Annotated in this window: 14 protein-coding genes; 4 read left to right on the plus strand and 10 right to left on the minus strand. The window is 71.6% G+C overall.

Going from position 1 to position 18,536, the window contains the following annotated elements; all coding sequences use genetic code 11:
- Positions 1-2: 2 nt before the first annotated feature.
- From B7R87_RS16615 to B7R87_RS16625, 3 genes are all read right to left on the minus strand, one after another.
- Positions 3-1,310, minus strand: coding sequence for a sensor histidine kinase (locus B7R87_RS16615; RefSeq protein ID WP_078902238.1), 1,308 nt, complete (start codon positions 1,308-1,310; stop codon positions 3-5).
- 62 nt (positions 1,311-1,372) lie between these two features.
- A complete protein-coding gene (locus tag B7R87_RS16620) occupies positions 1,373-2,026 on the minus strand; it encodes a response regulator transcription factor (protein ID WP_006347920.1) in 654 nt (217 codons plus the stop codon).
- A gap of 250 nt (positions 2,027-2,276) precedes the next feature.
- Positions 2,277-3,455, minus strand: coding sequence for a helix-turn-helix domain-containing protein (locus B7R87_RS16625; protein WP_233168847.1), 1,179 nt, complete (start codon positions 3,453-3,455; stop codon positions 2,277-2,279).
- Between the two features lie 252 nt (positions 3,456-3,707).
- On the opposite strand from B7R87_RS16625, the gene B7R87_RS16630 reads away from it, so the two are divergent.
- The 4 genes from B7R87_RS16630 to B7R87_RS16645 all read left to right on the plus strand — a co-directional run bounded on the left by B7R87_RS16630 (position 3,708) and on the right by B7R87_RS16645 (position 8,229).
- Complete coding sequence (locus tag B7R87_RS16630) at positions 3,708-4,148, plus strand: NUDIX hydrolase (protein ID WP_045852958.1); 441 nt, start codon at positions 3,708-3,710, stop codon at positions 4,146-4,148.
- Positions 4,145-5,029: a radical SAM/SPASM domain-containing protein gene (locus B7R87_RS16635; protein ID WP_006347917.1), complete on the plus strand. Its 885-nt coding sequence runs from the start codon at positions 4,145-4,147 to the stop codon at positions 5,027-5,029. Before B7R87_RS16630 ends, B7R87_RS16635 begins: the two co-directional genes overlap by 4 nt.
- Positions 5,030-5,040: 11 nt before the next feature.
- Positions 5,041-6,180: a methyltransferase domain-containing protein gene (locus B7R87_RS16640; protein WP_040915446.1), complete on the plus strand. Its 1,140-nt coding sequence runs from the start codon at positions 5,041-5,043 to the stop codon at positions 6,178-6,180.
- Positions 6,181-7,206: 1,026 nt separating this feature from the next.
- Complete coding sequence (locus B7R87_RS16645) at positions 7,207-8,229, plus strand: SGNH/GDSL hydrolase family protein (protein WP_233168848.1); 1,023 nt, start codon at positions 7,207-7,209, stop codon at positions 8,227-8,229.
- Positions 8,230-8,288: 59 nt separating this feature from the next.
- Here B7R87_RS16645 and B7R87_RS16650 read toward each other — a convergent pair whose 3' ends face one another.
- The 7 genes from B7R87_RS16650 to B7R87_RS16680 all read right to left on the minus strand — a co-directional run bounded on the left by B7R87_RS16650 (position 8,289) and on the right by B7R87_RS16680 (position 18,522).
- The gene (locus tag B7R87_RS16650; protein ID WP_006347913.1) at positions 8,289-8,909 is read right to left on the minus strand and encodes an FMN reductase; all 621 of its coding nucleotides are present in this window, start codon (positions 8,907-8,909) and stop codon (positions 8,289-8,291) included.
- A 146-nt stretch (positions 8,910-9,055) separates the two neighbouring features.
- Positions 9,056-10,135 (minus strand): LLM class flavin-dependent oxidoreductase, encoded by a 1,080-nt coding sequence (locus tag B7R87_RS16655; protein WP_006347912.1) that lies wholly within the window; start codon positions 10,133-10,135, stop codon positions 9,056-9,058.
- 122 nt (positions 10,136-10,257) lie between these two features.
- Positions 10,258-13,773 (minus strand): SAV_2336 N-terminal domain-related protein, encoded by a 3,516-nt coding sequence (locus B7R87_RS16660; RefSeq protein WP_157997781.1) that lies wholly within the window; start codon positions 13,771-13,773, stop codon positions 10,258-10,260.
- A 20-nt stretch (positions 13,774-13,793) separates the two neighbouring features.
- Positions 13,794-14,867 carry an AAA family ATPase gene (locus B7R87_RS16665; RefSeq protein WP_233168849.1) on the minus strand — a complete coding sequence of 358 codons (1,074 nt, stop codon included), beginning with the start codon at positions 14,865-14,867 and terminating at the stop codon, positions 13,794-13,796.
- Entirely contained in the window at positions 14,864-17,116 is a 2,253-nt protein-coding gene (locus B7R87_RS16670) for a VMAP-C domain-containing protein (RefSeq protein WP_006347909.1), read from the minus strand. Before B7R87_RS16670 ends, B7R87_RS16665 begins: the two co-directional genes overlap by 4 nt.
- Before the next feature lie 3 nt (positions 17,117-17,119).
- Positions 17,120-17,638, minus strand: coding sequence for a CU044_2847 family protein (locus tag B7R87_RS16675; protein ID WP_006347908.1), 519 nt, complete (start codon positions 17,636-17,638; stop codon positions 17,120-17,122).
- A gap of 83 nt (positions 17,639-17,721) precedes the next feature.
- Positions 17,722-18,522 (minus strand): bestrophin-like domain, encoded by an 801-nt coding sequence (locus B7R87_RS16680; protein ID WP_006347907.1) that lies wholly within the window; start codon positions 18,520-18,522, stop codon positions 17,722-17,724.
- Positions 18,523-18,536: the final 14 nt, after the last annotated feature.

Genomic DNA, 18,536 nt, shown 5'->3' on the forward strand with positions numbered 1-18,536 from the left:
GGTCACCCGGGCCGGACGACACGGCCCAGGGGCCCCGCCCCGGCCCGGGAACCCGGTCCGCCCTCCCTGAGGGCGGACGCCCGTACCGGCAGGGACACGGTGACGGCCAGCCCGCCCGCCGGTCCCGGCCGGGCCGTCACCGTCCCGCCGTGCGCCTCCGCGATGGAGCGGACGATCGACAGGCCGAGGCCCGCGCCCGGCCCCAGCCGGTCGCGGCCCTCGCCCCGCCGGAAGGGTTCGAAGAGGGCCGGCACATCCGCCGCCGGGATCACCGGGCCCGTGTTCGTCACGGTCACCGCGCCGCCGGAGACCACCACGTCCACCGTCCCGTCCGGCACGTTGTACGCGACCGCGTTGGCGACCAGGTTGCGGACGAGCTGGGCCAGCAGCGGACGGTTCCCCCGGACGACCGGATGCCGCACCGACCGGCCGCGGATCCGGACGTTCCGTACCTCCGCACGGACATCGTGCCGGGCCGCCTCCTCCGTCACCACCTCCGCCAGGTCGACGTCCTCGCAGTTCTCCAGGCCGCGTTCGCCGCGTGCCAGCATCAGCAGCCCTTCGATCAGGCGCTCGCTGCGGCGGTTGCTGTCCAGCAGGACCTGCTTCGTCGCCGTCAGCTCCTCCGGCGACGAGGACGCGTCGAGCCCGACCTGGATGGCGGTGCGCTGGGTGGCCAGCGGGGTGCGCAGTTCGTGGGAGGCGTTGGCGATGAATCTGCGCTGGCTGTCGAAGGCCCTCTCCAGCCGTCCCAGCAGCGCGTCCAGCGTTTCGCCCAGCTCCTTCAGCTCGTCGTCGGGCCCGTCGTCGGGGCCGATCCGCTCGTGCAGGGTCCGGGCGGAGAGCCGGCGCGCCTTCGCCGTCATCTCGTGCACCGGGCGCAGCACCCGCCCCGCCGTCCACCAGCCGACCGCGACCGCGCACAACGCCGTCACCAGCAGTGCGGCGACCGACCAGTAGAGCATCTGGCGGGACGCGGCGTCGGTGACGTTGTCGGTGAGCCGGTCCGCGAGGAGGGGGTCGAGCGCCGTGACGGCGGTGGAGTCGACGGTTCCGGGGCCCGCGGTCCCGCCGTTCTCCCGGTAGTCCTTGAGGACGGACGGCAGATACTCCGACCGTTCGGCGATCGCCGCCGCCTCCGTCTGCGTACCGGCGCTGGAGAGCAGGTTGACCACGGTGAGCAGGGCCCCGCCGAGGACCAGGAAGACGGCGCCGAAGGCCAGGGCGATCCGGGTACGGGCCGACAGCGGGCGGACGATCCGGCCGATCCGCGCCCGCACTTCCGTCCACCGGCCGGTCTGCCACCGCATCCGCCACCCGGTCCGCCACCGCGCCTGCCACCGCCCGGCCCGGGAGTCGTCGCCGGGCCCGCTCACAACGCGTACCCCGCGCCCTGCACTGTACGGATCAGCGAGGGCTCCCCCAGCTTCGACCGCAGTTTGCTCATGCAGACCCGGACCGCGCCGGTGAACGGGTCGGTGTGCGCGTCCCAGGCCCGCTCCAGCAGCTCCTCCGCCGAGATCAGCGCGCCGTCCGCCTCCAGCAGGATCTGGAGTACGGCGAACTCCTTCGGCGACAGGTCCAGGTCCCGCCCGTCGCGGTCGGCGGTCCAGCGGACGGTGTCGAGGCGGATGCCGTGCCGCTCCAGCCGGGGCGGCACCAGCCGGGCGCTGCGGCGGCGCAGGGCCCGCACCCGGGACACCAGCTCGGGGAAGTCGAAGGGCTTGCCCAGATAGTCGTCGGCGCCCAGGTCGAGCCCGGCCACCCGGTCCTCGGCCGCGGTGGCCGCGGTCAGCATCAGGATCCGGGTCCTGGCGCCGGAGTCGACCAGCTGCCGGGCGACTTGGTCGCCGTGGACCCGGGGGAGGTCGCGGTCGAGCACGACGACGTCGTAGTCGTGGAGTCCGAGGTAGGCGAGCGCGGCGTCCCCGCTGTACACCGTGTCCACGGCGAATCCGGCCCGCCGCAGCCCGGTGGCGATCAGCTCGGCCAGGACCTGTTCGTCCTCGGCGACGAGTATGCGCATGGCGCTGTCCCCATCCGTTCCTGTTTGCGGCTTGTCTCCCCCAAGGATGCGTGCTTTCTATCCCGAACGGCGTTTCGCCGATGTTTCCCCCGGGAGTGGGCGGGCCGGGGACCCGACCGGACCGGTGCCCCGGAGGAGGAGCGCGGGACGTACGGGATTGGGCTGTGCCGCCCCCCGGCTCGTTGCCCGAACACGACTGAGTCCCGTACGGCATACCTTCGCAGGGGTGCTCGGCCGGACCCCGGAATCCTCAGAACTGGATCTTGGCCATTCTGGCGAGCTTGGTGAGGCGGGGGTTGCTGCGCTTGTGCCTACTGATCAGAACGCGCAGCAGTTCCTGTGCCGTCGGGTGAACCTTGGCCAACTGCGGGCCCAGTTTCCACGCCTGCTCCAGATGCTCCAGAGCCTTGTCCCGATTCCCGAGGGCAAGTTCCGAGCGGGCGATGTTCATATGGAGTGGACTGATTCGTGTGGCAGGCAGTGTTATCTTGCGCGAGTTCTTGGTGAGTTCGGCCAGAGTGGAGACGGCATCCTGATGCCGATTCAGGTCACCTGAGGTGGCAACGATGTGGACGGCCGTATTCTCGGGACCAAAGTGAATTCCATGGCGATTTGCTTCGTTATGGAACTCCTCGGCCAGGCTCCAAGCGCGTTGGATGTGCTGATCTGCTGTGTGCCGTTCCTTGGCCCGACCTGCGAGAGTGAGGCCCCGCAGATGCAGAATGCCAAGTGCGTAGGCTCGTTGTCGCCCGGTTGTGGAGGCCTCTACCTGTGTGATGGCCCGGTCGACCACGGACAGGCCGTCGCCGAATTCTCCGTGATTCAAATGCACTCCCGCTTCGTCGCGGGCTGCAATGGCCAGGCTTACGGGATCTGCTTGCAGGGCTGCGATCTTCTGTTTTGTGACTGCCAGATCGGCCAGAGTCATCCACCGGTGACGGGCGGCCAACCAATACACCGCAGAGTATGCCTGGGAGACCATGGCCCATGATTCCGGGGTATTTACCGAATGAGCATGGGCTTGTGTCTTCGCTACAAGATCCGGCAGCCTTGCGAGTAGGTTCGACAAATCCCCATCACCTCGCAGGACCACCATGTCCCGCAGTGATAAAGACAGTTCTTCTGCGGAGACGGTCTGATCTCCTGGGATGTCGAAGCGCCTGACTGCTGCGTAGAGAGATTTCAGTGATGTCTCGGCGTTCAATGGTACGGGGGCGGTCCCCAGGACTTCTTCCAGCGGAAGCCCCAGCGCCCGCGCAAGGGAAGCGGCCACCCCCTGCGTCAGGGTCCGCTGCCCCCGCTCTACCTTCCCGAGTTGGGACGTGGAGACCCCGGCTGCTGCTGCCAGCCGGTCCTGCCCCCATCCCTTTTCTTTCCTGAGCCTGGCGACATTCGCCCCCGGCCCGGGGACTCCCAGAATCGTTCCCACCGGCACTCCATCCCTCGCACCTGCGGACCCATGCTCACAAGGTACGACTACCCCCGCCCCCGGCCTGTGCACTTCTTGTGCACTTTCACTCCACCGATCGACCGTTGACTGGTTACTGAGAGCCAATGGTTCGTGGCGGAGGGTTCGGTGTCTGTGCCGGCCGACCGGGCGGGCCCGGCAGGGACAAAACGCACAGTCGCAGAGGTGCTGATGAACTGGACGTTCAAACGGGAACCGGACGATGACACTCGCATGCACTCGGCGTGCATCCCGGGAGCTCAGGCATCGCCGTCGATCGCCGTTGCCGTCATCGCTCGGCCCGTGGACGGGCGGATCGTGCTCGTACGCCGCCGCGTCCCCGAAGGAAAGCTCGTGTGGCAGTTCCCCGGAGGGAAGGTCGAGCCGGGGGAGACCCCCGAGGACGCGGCGGTCCGGGAGACACGGGAAGAAGTCGGACTCATGGTCTCCGGCCGAGCTCGCATCGGGGACCGTATCCACGACCAGACCGGCCGTCACATCGTCTACATCGCATGTGACGTCGTGTCCGCGGTCGCTGACGTCGCCGCACCCCGGGAGATCGCTGACACGGCATGGATCCCGCCCTCTCTTCTCGACACCTTCGCCCCCGGCGTCTACGAGCCGGTCCGGCAGTACCTCGGCATCACCGCCACCGCTGCAAAGGAGTCACCATGACCGTGTTATCCGAACGTCCGCTCGCCGTCCACGGCATCCGGACGCTGGAGCTGGAGATCACCGGTAAGTGCCAACTCTCCTGTTCCCACTGCCTGTCGGAGTCCGGCCCCCAGGCGACGCACGGGGAGATGACACCCACCGACTGGCGGAATGTGATCACCGACGCTGCCGCACTCGGGATCCCGCGGGTCCAGCTCATCGGGGGTGAGCCGACTGTTCACCCGCAGTGGCGTGACTTCACGGGCCATGCCCTGGGCCTGGGGCTCGACGTCGAGGTGTATTCCAACCTCTTCCACGTTGCCCGGTCCTGGTGGGAAACATTCCAGCGGACCGGAGTCACCCTGGCGACCAGTTACTACAGCGACGACCCGGACGAGCACGACAGGATCACGGGCAAGCGCGGATCGTACCTCCGCACTCGGGTCAACATCGAGGAAGCCCTGCGACGCAGGGTTCCGGTACGCGTCGGCATCGTCGCGGTACTGCCCGGTCAACGGGTGGACGAGGCGCGCACCGAGCTGGAGGCCATGGGTGTGCGGCGTATCAACACGGACCGGGCCCGGGCCATCGGCCGCGCGATGCTCCCGGGGCAGTCGCCCGCGCTGGACGAAATGTGCGGAGGATGCACCCGCGGGCGCGCTGCGGTCCTGCCGAACGGTGACCTCGTCGGCTGTGTACTCTCCCGCGACTTTCCTGCGGGCAACGTCCGGGAGCATCGGCTCCACGAGCTTCTCGTCGGCAGGGCGTGGGCCGAACTGTCGGCGAGCATTCCGCTGCGGCGCTCCGGCGGCAACCCTTGCAACCCTGACTGCAATCCGTCCAAAGACGGGTCCGATTGCGCCCCTGCCGAGCAGGAAGCCTGTGACCCCGCTTTCGAATAGAAGGGCCCGGCATGGAGTGGGAAACCAGGGCGGAAGCCCTCGCGGACCGGGTGACCGACCCGGACTCGCGCTGGCTTGCGCCCGTAGCGAGGGTGCCCCGGCACCAATTGATCCCCCGCTGGTGGGAGCGCGACCGTGATGGGCGATGGGCCCTGCGGATCGGCGCGGACGAGCCCGCCGTCTGGCTGGAGGCCGCCTACCGGGACCAGTCGTTGGTGACGAGGGTGGGCACCCTCCACGCGGACCACGCCGAGCCGGGTGACCGAGCCGAAGGACGTCCCACGTCGTCGGCGACCATGCCGGGCCTCGTCGTGGCGATGCTGCGGTACGCCCGGCTCGGAGACGGACTCGACCTTCTCGACCTCGGGACCGGGGCGGGCGGACTCGCAGCGTACGCCTGCACCCGAATCGGGGCACGGCACGTCACCAGCCTGGACGTGGACCCCTATCTCACCCGTGCGGCGGCGGAACGGCTCTCGGGACTCGGACTGAACCCCCGCTTCCTGACGCTGGACGCCACCAAGGACGTTCCGGGCTCGTACGACCGGATCATCGCCACGGTCGGCATGCCGCCGGGTCCCGGACTCCGGCCCCTGCTCGGAGCACTCCGTACGGGCGGACGGCTCGTCACCGCACTAGACCGCATGGGCGTGATCATCACGGGGTGGAAGCGCGCTGATGGTGATGTGACGGGAGTTGTGGAACGGGCGCCCGCAGGCTTTATGTCGGCCCGATCGGGGTCCGACTACGTATCAGGGCCCGGCCTGCTTGCGATAGCGGAAACGGCCGACGGCGAGACCGTCGGTGTCGGCCGGTATCCGGTGCTCGACCTCCCGAACACCTGGGAGCTGCGTTCCCTGCTCGAACTCGCCGTCCCCGGTACGGAAGCCGGCTTCCACGAACAGGGGCGGATCCGCACCGCCTGCCTGGCCCACCCGGACGGTTCCTGGGCTCGGGCGACAGCCGAGTGGACCGACCCGCCCACTGTCCACCAGAGCGGTCCCCGGCGGTTGTGGGACGTCCTCGAACGCATCAGGACCCGGCTGAACACCGAGGGCCGGTTGCCGCTGCTCGGAGCACGGGTTCGGATCACACCGGACGGCGTCTGCCATTTCTCCCGAGGCCGGTGGAAGGCAGTCATCGGGGCGTGAGGACCCGGTTCGGCGAACGGCCCCCAACGGTTCGCCGAACCGGCGTGGCACTCCCGACCGGAAAGCGCGGGCAAGGGCAGACGTGCCCTGTCCCGGGTCGACGGACTTAGGACTCCGCCCCGGTCCGCCCCCGTACACGGGTACGGCTTCCTCCCGAAGCGGTGAGGTGCCACATCCTGCCCCGCCGGTGCGCTGCCCCCGTGGCGCATGGGCGGGGTGCTCGACCTCTCGGTCCACCCCCGTACAGGCGGACCGCAGCAGTAAACGAAAGCGCCCCGAGAGACCGCGTAGGACCGGTCTGCCCGGGGCTCGCCGAGACAGCTAGCAGAGAGCTGAACCGACATGCGAGACCTTATCGTCCAGGCGTTCTCATGGGCGCTGCACATGTTGCTTCCCGCCCGGGGCCGACACCGTGGCCCCAGCCGTTCCGCGGCCGCCTCCACCTACTCCATTCCTCCCTCGCCGTGGTCCCGTCCGTGGACCGGGCCGAGCTCGGACACCGCCCGCTCGATCTTCACGGCGGACGAAGCGCGGAGTCTGACCCAGGAACAGCGGGAGCGGTTCTACGCGACCGCATGGGCGGAACTCGGTTGCGACTACCCGTACCTCGCCGAGGGCGTGCACCAGGTCCCTGCGGAGGTGCACGCATGACCCGTGAGGCACTGCTTGGTACCTCCGAGCCGTTCATGCCACCGTGCGTCCACTGCGGACGCACCACCGCAGCACCTGTCGTGGTAGGGGAAATGGCGCGCACGAGCGGGCCGCCCATGGTCCAGTACGCATGCCCCGCAGACGCCGCGCGCTACGGCGCCGGGCCGTCTCCCGAGGACGAGATCGACCAGGTGCCATTCCTCGACGCCCCACCCGGACAGGGCGGCCCGGACACAGATGAGGGGCTGACCGGAAGCGCCGGGAGCCCCGCTTAGTTGACTGCTCACCCTTTGCGCATGAATGATCACTGAGCGTTCGAGCTGACCGGCCCCTTCTTATGGGCCTCGACGACAGGGCACATCCATGTCTTCAGCCATGCGCAGGACGACGAAATCCCCGGTGATGCGGCGGCTGGCTGCCGCAGCCGTCGCGCTGGGCGGCTGCCTGGCGCTCGCCGGTCCGGCAGGCAGTGCCGGTGCGGCGCCCGCCGAACCCGTACCGACCGTCTTCTTCGGCGATTCCTACACTGCCAACTTCGGTATCGCCCCCTACCAGGAGGGCGACAGGACCTTCTGCTTCCAGGCGAAGGAGAACTACCCCGCCGTCGCCACCCGCCGCCTCGCGGACAAGAGCATCACGCTCGACGTCCAGGCGGACGTCTCCTGCGGCGCCGCCCTCGTCCAGAACTTCTGGCAGGAGCAGGAGCTGCTGCTGCCCGGGATGAAGGTCCCGCCGCAGCAGGACGCGCTCAAGCAGGACACCGGGCTGGCCGTGGGCAGCATGGGCGGCAACACACTGGGCTTCAGCCGCATCCTGAAGCAGTGTTCGGCCGAGCTCCGGGAGCACCCTCTGCTGCCGGGAGAGCCGGTGGACGGGGACCAGCCGGCCTCCACCTGCGGTGAGTTCTTCGAGACCGGTGACGGGAAGCAGTGGCTGGACGATCAGTTCGAGCACGTCACCGGGGATCTGGAGGAGCTGCTCGACCGCATCGGCTACTTCTCCCCCGACGCGAAGCGCGTCCTGGTCGGCTACCCGCGGCTTGTCCCTGCGGACACCGCCAAGTGTTCGACCGCGGCACCGGGTCAGACGAAGCTGCCGTTCGCCGATATCCCTCGGGACGCCCTGCCGGTCCTGGACCGGATCCAGAAGCGGCTGAACGACACCATGAAGAAGGCCGCCGCCGATATCGACGGCGGCGCCGACTTCGTCGACCTCTACGCCAACACCGGCGGCAACACCGCCTGCGACGGCGCCGACCGGGGCATCGGCGGCCTGCTGGAGGACTCCCAGCTCGATTTCGGCGCCAAGCTCCCCTGGTACGCGCACCCCAATGACAAGGGCCGCGACATCCAGGCCGCCCAGGTGGCCGACAAGGTCGAGCAGATCCTCAACCGGTAGAAGGGCATACGGCCCCGGGTGCCCGGGGCCGTATCCGCCGTCCGTTGTCCGACCCCGGCTTACGTCAGCCGGAGCTCCGCCAGCGGCGACGCCGTGCCGTCGGCACCGGTGGCCCTGGCTTCCGCCGATGCGGTCATCGCCCGGGCCAGCTGGCCGCCCGCGCGGACGATCCGGTCCGGCAGGGTGTCCGTCAGCGGGTCGCCGCTGCCGCCCCAGTCCTCGGACGCCGCGTACACCCCGGTCGGCACCGGCTCGGCGCGCAGATACGTGAACAGCGGGCGCATCGCGTGCTCCAGTACCAGCGAGTGGCGGGCCGTACCGCCGGTCGCGCCGATCAGGGTCGGCTTGCCGGTCAGCGCGCCCACGTCGATCAGATCGAAGAACGACTTGAACAGACCGCTGTACGAGGCGGAGAAGACCGGCGTCACCGCGATCAGCCCGTCGGCCTCCACCACCGCGGCCACGGCCTCTTCCAGCACGGGCGGCGGGAAACCGGTGACCAGGTTGTTCGCGATGGGGACGGCCAGCTCGCGCAGTTCGACGACCTGGACCTCCACCTCCGGTGCCCCGGCCGTCTCGGCCAGGGACCGGCGTACGGCCTCGGTCAGCCGGTCCGCGAGCAGCCTGGTCGACGACGGCACGCTCAGTCCGGCCGAGACGACCACCAGCCTCATGGTCATGTTCTTTCCTCCTTGCGTTCTCACTGCGCGTTCTCTGGTGTGCGCTTTCCCACCGCGCGTTCTGTCGCTGCGCGCTTTCCCGCTGTGCGTTTCCTACTGCGCTTCCGTACGGCGCGGGTCCGCGGTCCGGTGGGCGGACTCCGGGGTCAGTCCCGGTCCCGCCCGGTGACCGCCGGGTGCAGCGGCGCGCTCTCCGGCACGCCCTCCGGGCGCAGCGCGGCGAACTCCTTGCGCAGCACCGGAACGACCTCCTCGCCCAGGATGTCGAGCTGCTCCAGGACCGTCTTCAGCGGCAGTCCGGCGTGGTCCATCAGGAACAGCTGCCGCTGGTAGTCCCCGACGCCCTCACGGAACGACAGGGTCCGTTCGATCACCTGCTGAGGCGATCCGACGGTCAGCGGAGTCTGCTCGCTGAAGTCCTCCAGCGAGGGCCCGTGGCCGTACACCGGCGCGTTGTCGAAGTACGGACGGAACTCCCGCACCGCGTCCTGCGAGTTCTTCCGCATGAACACATGCCCGCCGAGCCCCACGATGGCCTGCTCGGGCGTGCCGTGCCCGTAGTGCGCGTACCGCTTGCGGTACAGCTCGACCATCTTCTTCGTGTGGGACATGGGCCAGAAGATGTTGTTGTGGAAGAAGCCGTCACCGTAGTAGGCGGCCTGTTCGGCGATCTCCGGGGAGCGGATGGAGCCGTGCCAGACGAACGGCGGGACGCCGTCGAGGGGGCGCGGGGTCGAGGTGAACGACTGGAGCGGGGTACGGAACTTGCCCTCCCAGTCGACCACGTCCTCCCTCCACAGCTTGTGGAGGAGCGCGTAGTTCTCGATGGCGAGCGGGATGCCCTGGCGGATGTCCTGCCCGAACCACGGATACACGGGACCGGTGTTGCCGCGGCCCATCATCAGGTCCACCCGGCCGTCGGCCAGATGCTGGAGGTAGGCGTAGTCCTCGGCGATCTTCACCGGGTCGTTGGTGGTGATCAGGGTCGTCGAGGTGGACAGGATCAGCTTCTCGGTGCGCGCCGCGATGTACCCGAGCAGGGTCGTCGGCGACGACGGCACGAAGGGCGGGTTGTGGTGCTCGCCGGTGGCGAAGACGTCCAGACCGACCTCTTCCGCCTTCTGGGCGATGGCCAGGGTCGCCTTGATCCGCTCGTGCTCGGTCGGAGTGCTGCCGTTGGTGGGGTCGGTCGTGACATCACCGACGGTGAAGATCCCGAACTGCATGGCGTTCGCCTCCCGGCTCCGGTCCCTCGGCGGGGCCGTTGGTTGAATGTTGAACTAACCCTATCAACGGGTCCCCCCAACGGTCTATTCCAGACTCCCCCAGACCTTGGCTCCGGCGCCTCTCATCCGCCTGTGACCAGCAGTTTTGCCACGGTGAGCAGCCCCCGGACGGTGTCCGGCGGCAGCTGTTCAAGATCCCAGAAGCGGTACGGGGCCTGCAGCTCGCGCGGCACGATCACCACCTGGTCCGGCCGGATCCCGGCCGATTCCGCCACCGTCGCCGGGTCGCTCGCTCCGCTCCGCAGCGGCTCGGTCACCACCAGCAGCAGCCCGGCCGACAGCTCGTCCCGGCCGCTGTGCCGCAGCCCGGCCAGGATCCGGTCGGCTTCCGCGAGCTGCCCGGTGCGGGCGAACACCAGCAGCCGGTCCGTATGGTTCAGCACCACATCAGCACCACTACCACCGCCGCCGCCACTACCACCGCTACCGCCGCCGCCGTCCAGCTCGCCGTTCCAGTCCGTCAGGACGAAGGAGTAGTACGGGGCGGTCAGCCCCAGCACCCGCATGTACTCCTGCGGGTGGCTCGGATTCACCCGGAACGTGAGGTACCGGTGGTGCGCCACGACTTCGAGACCGGCCGGCAGGACCGTCGTACGCGCCCGGATCTGCTCGTACGAGGCCCCGTCCGGCAGCGCCGCGAACTCCTTCCACGACGCCGGATTGCGCCCCTCCACCAGACACTGCTCCAGTGCGCCCCCGACCGGCGAGCCGTCCAGTGCCAGCACCGGCTCCCCGCGCACCGCGGCCAGCAGCGACCCCAGCGCGGCGGTGAACCCGGCCCGGCCGTCGTACATCCGCCCGCCGACCAGCGTCAGCCGCAGACCGTACGGCAGCGGGGCCCGCAGCGACTGCAGCAGTGCCCGGTCCTCGGTCCGGCGCGGCCCCCCGCGGCCCTGGAACCGGCCCAGCCGGATCAGCCGGTCCCGGGGGGCGGAGCGCGGCGCGGCCAGGGCCGGACGGCCGGGACCCGGATCGTGAACGGGGTCGGCGGGGCCGTCCCCTGCCTCGTCGCCTCCGGGCCCCCGGCGCGCGGACGTGGCGCCCGTCCCGCCCGTGTGCTGCACCTGGTGCATCGCCAGATAGCGGGAGAGCAGGTCCGCCAGCTCGCCCGCGGTCGGCCGGTTCGCGGGATCGGCGTCCAGACACCGCAGCACCGTCGAGCGCAGCAGGTCCCAGGTGTCGCCCTGCCATTTGTGCATGCCCTCCGGCAGATGCCGGGCCGGCTCCCCGGCCCGGGTGCTGATGATCTGGAGCAGCTCGCCCAGTGCGTACACGGTGTCCGCGGGCACCGGCACCGGTCCCGTCCCCGCGTACTCGCCGTCGACCGCGCAGTCCGACAGGTCGCCCAGCACGATCGACCGGCGCAGGACGAAGACGCTGTCCGCCGTCAGCGCCGCCGGGACCAGCCCGTTCACATGGCAGACGTCGACGGCGCTGGCCAGCTGCCAGGCCGCGAAGAGCCCCGGCAGGGTGTCGAAGGGCGCCTGCCCGGCGTAGGCCGCTTCCTCGACCAGATCGCTGATCCGCGGCGGCCGGGCGTCCGGATCGTCGTCCTCGGCGATCCGGGACATCGCCAGCCACGGCACCTGCCCTTCGGTGCCCCGGTCCAGGAGCACCGGGGCGTAGCGGCCGTCGAGCCGGGTGAGCGCCTCCGCCTCGGTATCCAGCAGCCGGACCGTGGCCGCGGGCTGGTCGGGCCGCGGTACGCGCAGCACCGCGGCCCGCCGCTGCCGGTCCTGCCCCCGGTAGACCAGGGTGCGCCGGCCGGGACGCCGGTCGGTCAGCCGGTACGGGCCGAGCCGCACCGGGTCGTCCGGGAGCAGTGGACGCCAGCCGCCGTCCCCCGCGGTGTCCGTACGCCCGGCCGGGTCCGACGGTGGTGCGATCCGCCGCGCGGAAGCGTCCAGCGGCACCCCGAACCGGCTCAGCAGCTTCTGCTCGACATGGGTGAACGGGCGGCGGCCCGCCGGCAGGTCGGCATGGCCCGACGGATGCGCCAGCCAGGCCGGGAAGTCGGGGGAGCGGCCCGCCAGCCGCTCCAGCTGCTGCCCGATCCGGCGGCCGGTGAGCAGCAGTTCGGCCTGCGGCACCGCGTCCAGCAGCGCCGTCCTGGACTCCTCGGTGAAGTCGAACACCCGGTGCTTGGCCGGGAGCGGCTCCCCGGCCGGGACCGGTGCCGGATACGGCCGGAGCAGGCCGCCGAGGAAGACCTCCGCCAGCTGCGAGGTGTCCGCCCGCCACGGCACGGCCTCCTGCACCAGCCGCATCACCGGCACCGACAGCGGGGCCACGGCCGCCAGATGTGCGGCGAGCCGGTACGCCTCCGGGGTCGCCGCGTCCCGGAAGTGCTGGGCGCTGGTCAGCGTGGCCGCGGCGGCGACCGGGGCCCGGACGCTGGGCCGGGCCAGTAGCGGCAGTTCGGCCGTCGCCCCCGGTGACACCAGCAGCTTCGACCAGCGGCCCAGCGACGGCGGGGTGGCCTCCAGGACCGGTACGGGCACCCCGTCGAAGACGGCGAGGTCCCGCGGCAGCACCGGATCGGAGATCTCCCAGGAGGTGTTGGCGCCGCCGGTGGCCCGGGTCGTCACCACCCAGCGGTCCGCCTGGATTCCCGAGGCCTCCCACATCTCCGGCGGCAGGGTGTGGACGACGGCGACCGGTCCCCGCGCGGCCCACGAGCGCAGCAGTTCATGCATTCCGCCCGTCCGCCAGGCGGTGCCCATACCGTCGCTGACGACCAGCACCAGGGTCCGGCCGGAGGGGTCGTTGACGCCGGTCAGCGGCAGCTCGGAGCTGTCCTCGCGGAAGGGCCGGGCCCGCAGCCGGGGCCCGCCGCGGGCCCGGGTGTCGAGGCCGTGCACCCGCAGCGATGCGAACGCCCCGAGCCGTACCAGCAGTCCGCGCAGTTCGGCGCCGAGCCGGTGCCACAGCAGCATCGACAGACCGTCGTCGACCAGGAGGACGAGCCGCAGCCAGCGCTCCCGGACCGGGCGCTGTACGACATCGGGCACCCGGGTCTCCGCGAGCGCCGCCACCGTCCGCTCGATGTCGATCTCCAGCCGGTCGCGGTCGGCCCCGCGGTACCGCAGCGGGCGCAGCGACCGGCCCAGTTCGAGCTGGTCGGTGAGGGCTTTGCTCTCGGGGACCAGGACCGGCAGGGCGCGCAGGGGCCGTCCCGCCGGGGAGGCGGGGCGCCGCAGTTCCAGCTCGGGTCCGGCCCGGGGCGCCGGCCGCTGCCGGGCGGCCGCGTAGAGCGCGGGCGCGCCGGGGTTCGGGCCCTCGCGCTCCCCGTCACCGGCCGTGGGGTCCTCGCGCGGCGCGGGCCCCGGCGCCTCGTCCCCGGCGGGCGGCGGCACCTCGGCGGCGGGCGCGGCGAGCGGGGCGCCCGGGTCGGCCGGGGGCAGCAGCCGGGCCAGCCACAGCACGTCGAGCACCTGGTCCGCATCCAGCTCCCGGTCGACCGCGCGGAACACCCCGAGCAGCTCCCCGAGCCGGGCCCCGGGGGGTTCCGGTGCCCCGACCGGTGCCCCTTCCGGTGCCCCTTCCGGTGCCCCCGCCGGTCCCTGCTCCACCGCCATCGCCGTCCGTCACCCCCGCCCTACATGGACCCGGTGAGCTGGTGGAGCACCGCGTCCAGCAGTCCGTCGGCGTCCAGGTCGACCCCTCCGACGCGCAGGAAGACCGCGTTCAGCAGCTGGTCGGTGGCCAGTTCGCCGGGCGCCCGGCGGCGCAGGAACGTCTCGATCAGATCGTCGGCCTCGCGGAGCGCCGCCTCGCCGAGATGGGCCGCGACGATGGCCCGGAGCTGCTCCTCGCCGGGCACCGGCAGATAGAGCTGCACACAGCGCCGCAGGAACGCGGGCGGGAAGTCGCGTTCCCCGTTGCTGGTGATGACGACGACCGGGAACTCGTCGCACTGGACGATGCCCTGGCGGATCAGGACCGTCCCGTGCCGGTCGGCGGTCTGCACCTCCACATCGGCGGACTCCTCCGGCAGCCGGGTCAGCTCCGGGATGTCGAAGACGCCTTCCTCGAAGACCGTCAGCAGATCGTTCGGCAGGTCGACGTCGCCCTTGTCCATCTCGTCGACGAGCAGCGCCCGCGGCCGGGACGACGGCACCAGGGCCGTACCGAGGGGGCCGAGCCGGATGAACGTGCCGATGGACGGTTCGGGCCGCTCCTCCGCCCGGCTCCCGGGCCCGGCGTCCCCGCCGCCGTCCCGGTGGAGCGTGGTCTCCCGGAGCCGTCCGATCGCGTCGTACTGGTAGAGCGCGTCCCGGACCGTGGACCGGCTGTTGACCGGCCACCGCAGCAGGGTGCCGAGCTGCAGTTCGTACGCGATGGCCCGGGCCAGCGACGATTTGCCGGTCCCGGCCGGGCCGGTGACCAGCAGCGGGCGGCGCAGATGGAGCGCGGCGTTCACCACGTCCGCGTGCTGGGGCCGGATGAGGTACGGCAGCGCGGTCCGGCGCCCGGGGCCTTCGGGACCGGCCGCCGGATCGCGGGACTCCGGTCCGGCCGGGGTGAAGCGGCGCCACGGCGGGGCGGCCGGGAAGTCGACGGCCCTGGCCCGCCCGTCGCCGCGGAACAGCCGCCAGTCACCGCCGCCGTCCGCCGGCCGGCCTCCGCCCGCGTCCGCCGCCTGGCCGGGTCCTGCCGATGGGGTGTTCATGCGCTCTCCATGGGTTCGGACAGATGGAGCCGGGGTACGGTCCGGTCCGCGTCGGCCCAGGCCAGCACGGGCCGCCCCGGATACTCGACGGGCAGGTACAGCGTCTTCGCCCGGTACGAACGGACCCCGTCGGGCAGTTCGCGGGTGGCGACCCGCGCCATCTGCCCCGCCGCGTGGGAGTCCTCCCCGGCCTTCCGGTCCCACATCACCACGGGTACCCCCACGGCCAGACAGAGCTGCACGATCTCGTCCCGCAGCTCTGTCCGGCCGTGGGGCACCTCCACCGACACCCGTACCGCGTCGAGCCGTTCCATCAGCGTGCCGTAGATCTCCTTGCGGCCCAAGCCCTCGTCCGAGAAGACCAGGGTGGTGCCGGAGTCGAGCTGCTGCCAGCGCCGCCGCCACTCGGGCCGGAAGCGTTCGTGCCTCCGGAGGAGTTCGGGGCAGTTCACGACCAGCGGGAATTCGGCGCCCAGCATGCCCGGCACCAGATCGCCGGGGCTCATGCCCTCCCATTCGTCGATGGGCAGATTCAGCCCCGACGGATCGACCAGCACCTCCACCAGCGGCTTCTGTTCGGCGACCGACGCCGGGTCGAGGGATTCCAGAACCCGCAGCAGCTCGCGCGCCGCCTCGGGGCCGGTGTAGGAGCCGGTGGCCGAGTCCGACACCTGGCGCGGGCCGCCGCCCTCGTCGCACCAGATCCGCAGCCGGTGCCGGTCCTGGCCGTGCGGGGTCACCTGCACCAGGACCCGGACCCGCGCGGTGCGGCCGCGCATCGCCCGCTGCCAGTCCTTGGCGTCCGTACGGCGTTCGTTGAGCGCCGAGCGGGGGATGCCGAGCCGGGCCGCGACCGAGTCCGACCAGATCCGGAACCTGCCGTACTGCGGTGCGGGGCAGAGGACGGCGAAGTACTCGACCGCCCGGAGCAGGGCGGGCACCCGGAAGCCGTCCTCGTGTCTGCGGCCGTCCCCGTGGAGTGTCTCCAGCTGGTCGATCAGCTCGTCCAGGGTCGGGGTCCACCCGGCGGCGGCGTCGCTCTCGCCGGGCCGATCCCCGGCCGTATCCGGGCCCGTGCGGTGGGGATCCGGCCCCTTCCCGGGGGACAGGGGCGGCGCGGCCAGGGGAAGCGCGGCCCTGACCGCTTCCGCGAAGCGGGACCGTACGGCCGGTTCGGTGTCGTGGAGCAGCCGGTGCAGTCCGCGGTGCTCCTCCGGGGACAGCAGCCTGGGCACCGGGGACAGCGCCCCGGCCGCCAGGACCCGGTCCGTGGAGCCCGGGTCCGACTGCCTCGACAGCCCGGTCAGGGCGGCCAGCGCCCGCGGCTCGGAGAGCAGGAACCGGGTGAACGCCTCCACCGGCGGCTCGGCCGCCGGTGACGGGCGCGGCAGGTCGAAGACCGGTGCCAGCCTGGCCAGGTACTCGGAACGGCGGTAGGACGCCGGCATCAGCCGGCCGAGCGCCTCGGTGAGGAGGGCGTACGCGGGATCGTCGTCGTCGACGGCCGCCGCCCCGGCCGGGGGCAGCGCCCCCACGGACCGCAGTTCGGTCTCGATGTGCTGCCAGGGGATGACCCAGCTCCGCCGGACCAGATGCTGGGGGCTGTACGCCTCGGGCTCGCCGTCCGGGCCCCGGGGCGGCATGAAGTGCGCCACGACCAGTCCGGCGAAGGCCCGATCGTCCGGTGACCAGAGCGGACCGCCGCTGTAGCCGCGGTCGACCGCCATTCCCGTCGGTGTGCCGTCGATATAGCCGATGTACTGGCCGACATGGCCGACGGCCGCGTCCGCGAAGGTCCCCGGCTTCGCGGTCCCGTGCCAGAGCCGGATCCGCTGCCCTTCCGTCAGCGCCGTCGTCGCCGGCCGCCGCACCGCCTCGGACGGCCTGCCCTCGGTGCTCGGAGGGGGGAAGCGCAGGACCGCCAGGTCGCCCAGCCACTCCCGGGACCGCGGCGTCACGGGGCCGCCCCGCGGGGACCGGGGCGGCAGCCAGTGCGCGACGCGTGCCGGGCGGTTCACCCGGCCCCAGGGGACGGGGACGGAGACGGAGATCGTGACCGGCCCGGGCGTCCGGGTCTCGAACATGCCCCGCCCCAGGGCGTCGTTGATGACATGGGCGCAGGTCAGAACGGTGCCGGGGCCGAGCAGCAGTCCGCCGCCAGCGGTCCTGCCGTCGTCGCAGCGGTGGACGCTCGCGAGAGAGTCGAGCGGCGACTCCGGCGTCTGCGTCGTCGGGACGAACCAGCCCATCGGCTACTCCGGTCCGGCGGCCGCGCCCGTACCGGAGGGGGAGTCGGGGTCCGTGCCCGTGCCTGCGCCTGTGCCCGGGTCGGCTGCCGGGGCTGCCGGTAGGGGCTGCCAGACCGCGGTCACGGTGAGGTGGGCCTGGCCCGTACCCCCGACGATGCCGAGCTTCAGATCCTGGCCGATCTGCGCGCCGAAGGTGACGCTCACCTCCGACGGCGGCTGCGGGACCGAGGTGACGGTGTGGTGCACCTCCTCCAGCAGTGCGCTCACCGGCCGCAGGGCGCCGCGGAGCGCGCCGCCCGCGTAGGTCGCGAACCGGCCGGGCTCCCCGCGGTCCCGGTCCCCGCGGGCGACCGGGACGGCCGGGCCCATGCCCGGCGGCAGCTCGTCGTCCTCCTCCGGTCCGTACGGCCCCGGGTACGGGCCGGCGGGGTCTTCCGGTGCCGTGACGGGGGCCGGGCCGGGGGCGAGCAGGAACCGGACGGGCGTGCCGTCCTCGAACTGGAACTCCGCGGAATGTGCCACGCGGCCATTGTGCCCAGCGGGCCGCCGCGGGATCCCCGCATTCGGACAACTCGTCGGTACGGGAACCGGGTTGACCTGCCGGGTCAGCCGGGTGCGGTGCCCGCGGCGCCGGGGAACAGCTGCCGGAACATGTCCGCCGAATCCGTACCGGACCGTCCGAAGGGGGCGTCGAAGTCCCAGACCAGGAAGAGCAGGAACGCGATCAGTGCGCTGAAGAAGCCCGCGAGGAGCAGCTCCTGATAGCTGCGGCCGATGTTCATGGTGAAGATCAGCCCGACCGTCACCAGCGCGCCGATGATCAGCCCGAACCACACCACCCCGGGCAGGGTCGCCGCGGCGCTCTGGATCCGGGAGTTGCGGGCTTCGTCCACGATCGCCACCCGGTCCAGCATGGGCTGGTAGGCCTGGGCCTGGAGTTCGCCGCGGGGCACGTGGCCCGCGACGTCGTCGCGGATCTCGTCGAGCAGTTCGCCGCCGCGGCCGTTGACGTCGTCGCCGTCGACCATCCGGGGCCACTCCTGGCGGACGACGTGCGAGACGTAGGCGTCGACGTCGTTGGAGAGCCGGGCGCGGTAGTCGGCGGGGAACACCTCGGCGCGCTGCACCAGTTCGTGGAGGGCCTGGGCCTCGCGCCGGGCCTCGTCCTGGGCGACGCTGCGGGCCTCCCAGACGCCCGCGATGGCGAGCCCGAGGACGATGGCGTACACCACGCCGACCATCATCGTCATGTACTCCAGGACGTCCGGCGTCTCCACGCCGTCGTCGCGGAGATCGTCACCCCTCGCCTCCTTGAGGCTTCTTCGGCGCTGGTTGAGGAGGGTGACGGCGACGACGACCGCGGTGGCCGCGGCCATGACGATTCCGAGGACCAGCCATTCGGACATGGGGTGTCTCCAGT

Source organism: Streptomyces tsukubensis (assembly GCF_003932715.1).
In the GTDB taxonomy this organism is placed as follows: domain Bacteria; phylum Actinomycetota; class Actinomycetes; order Streptomycetales; family Streptomycetaceae; genus Streptomyces; species Streptomyces tsukubensis.

Coding starts and splice junctions, on each gene's coding strand:
- B7R87_RS16650 (WP_006347913.1), bottom strand. CDS start 8,909: ATGACCATGAGGCTGGTGGTCGTCTCGGCCGGACTGAGCGTGCCGTCG.
- B7R87_RS16615 (WP_078902238.1), bottom strand. CDS start 1,310: ATGCGGTGGCAGACCGGCCGGTGGACGGAAGTGCGGGCGCGGATCGGC.
- B7R87_RS16660 (WP_157997781.1), bottom strand. CDS start 13,773: ATGGCGGTGGAGCAGGGACCGGCGGGGGCACCGGAAGGGGCACCGGAA.
- B7R87_RS16665 (WP_233168849.1), bottom strand. CDS start 14,867: ATGAACACCCCATCGGCAGGACCCGGCCAGGCGGCGGACGCGGGCGGA.
- B7R87_RS16655 (WP_006347912.1), bottom strand. CDS start 10,135: ATGCAGTTCGGGATCTTCACCGTCGGTGATGTCACGACCGACCCCACC.
- B7R87_RS16670 (WP_006347909.1), bottom strand. CDS start 17,116: ATGGGCTGGTTCGTCCCGACGACGCAGACGCCGGAGTCGCCGCTCGAC.
- B7R87_RS16630 (WP_045852958.1), top strand. CDS start 3,708: ATGCACTCGGCGTGCATCCCGGGAGCTCAGGCATCGCCGTCGATCGCC.
- B7R87_RS16635 (WP_006347917.1), top strand. CDS start 4,145: ATGACCGTGTTATCCGAACGTCCGCTCGCCGTCCACGGCATCCGGACG.
- B7R87_RS16680 (WP_006347907.1), bottom strand. CDS start 18,522: ATGTCCGAATGGCTGGTCCTCGGAATCGTCATGGCCGCGGCCACCGCG.
- B7R87_RS16645 (WP_233168848.1), top strand. CDS start 7,207: ATGCGCAGGACGACGAAATCCCCGGTGATGCGGCGGCTGGCTGCCGCA.
- B7R87_RS16640 (WP_040915446.1), top strand. CDS start 5,041: ATGGAGTGGGAAACCAGGGCGGAAGCCCTCGCGGACCGGGTGACCGAC.
- B7R87_RS16620 (WP_006347920.1), bottom strand. CDS start 2,026: ATGCGCATACTCGTCGCCGAGGACGAACAGGTCCTGGCCGAGCTGATC.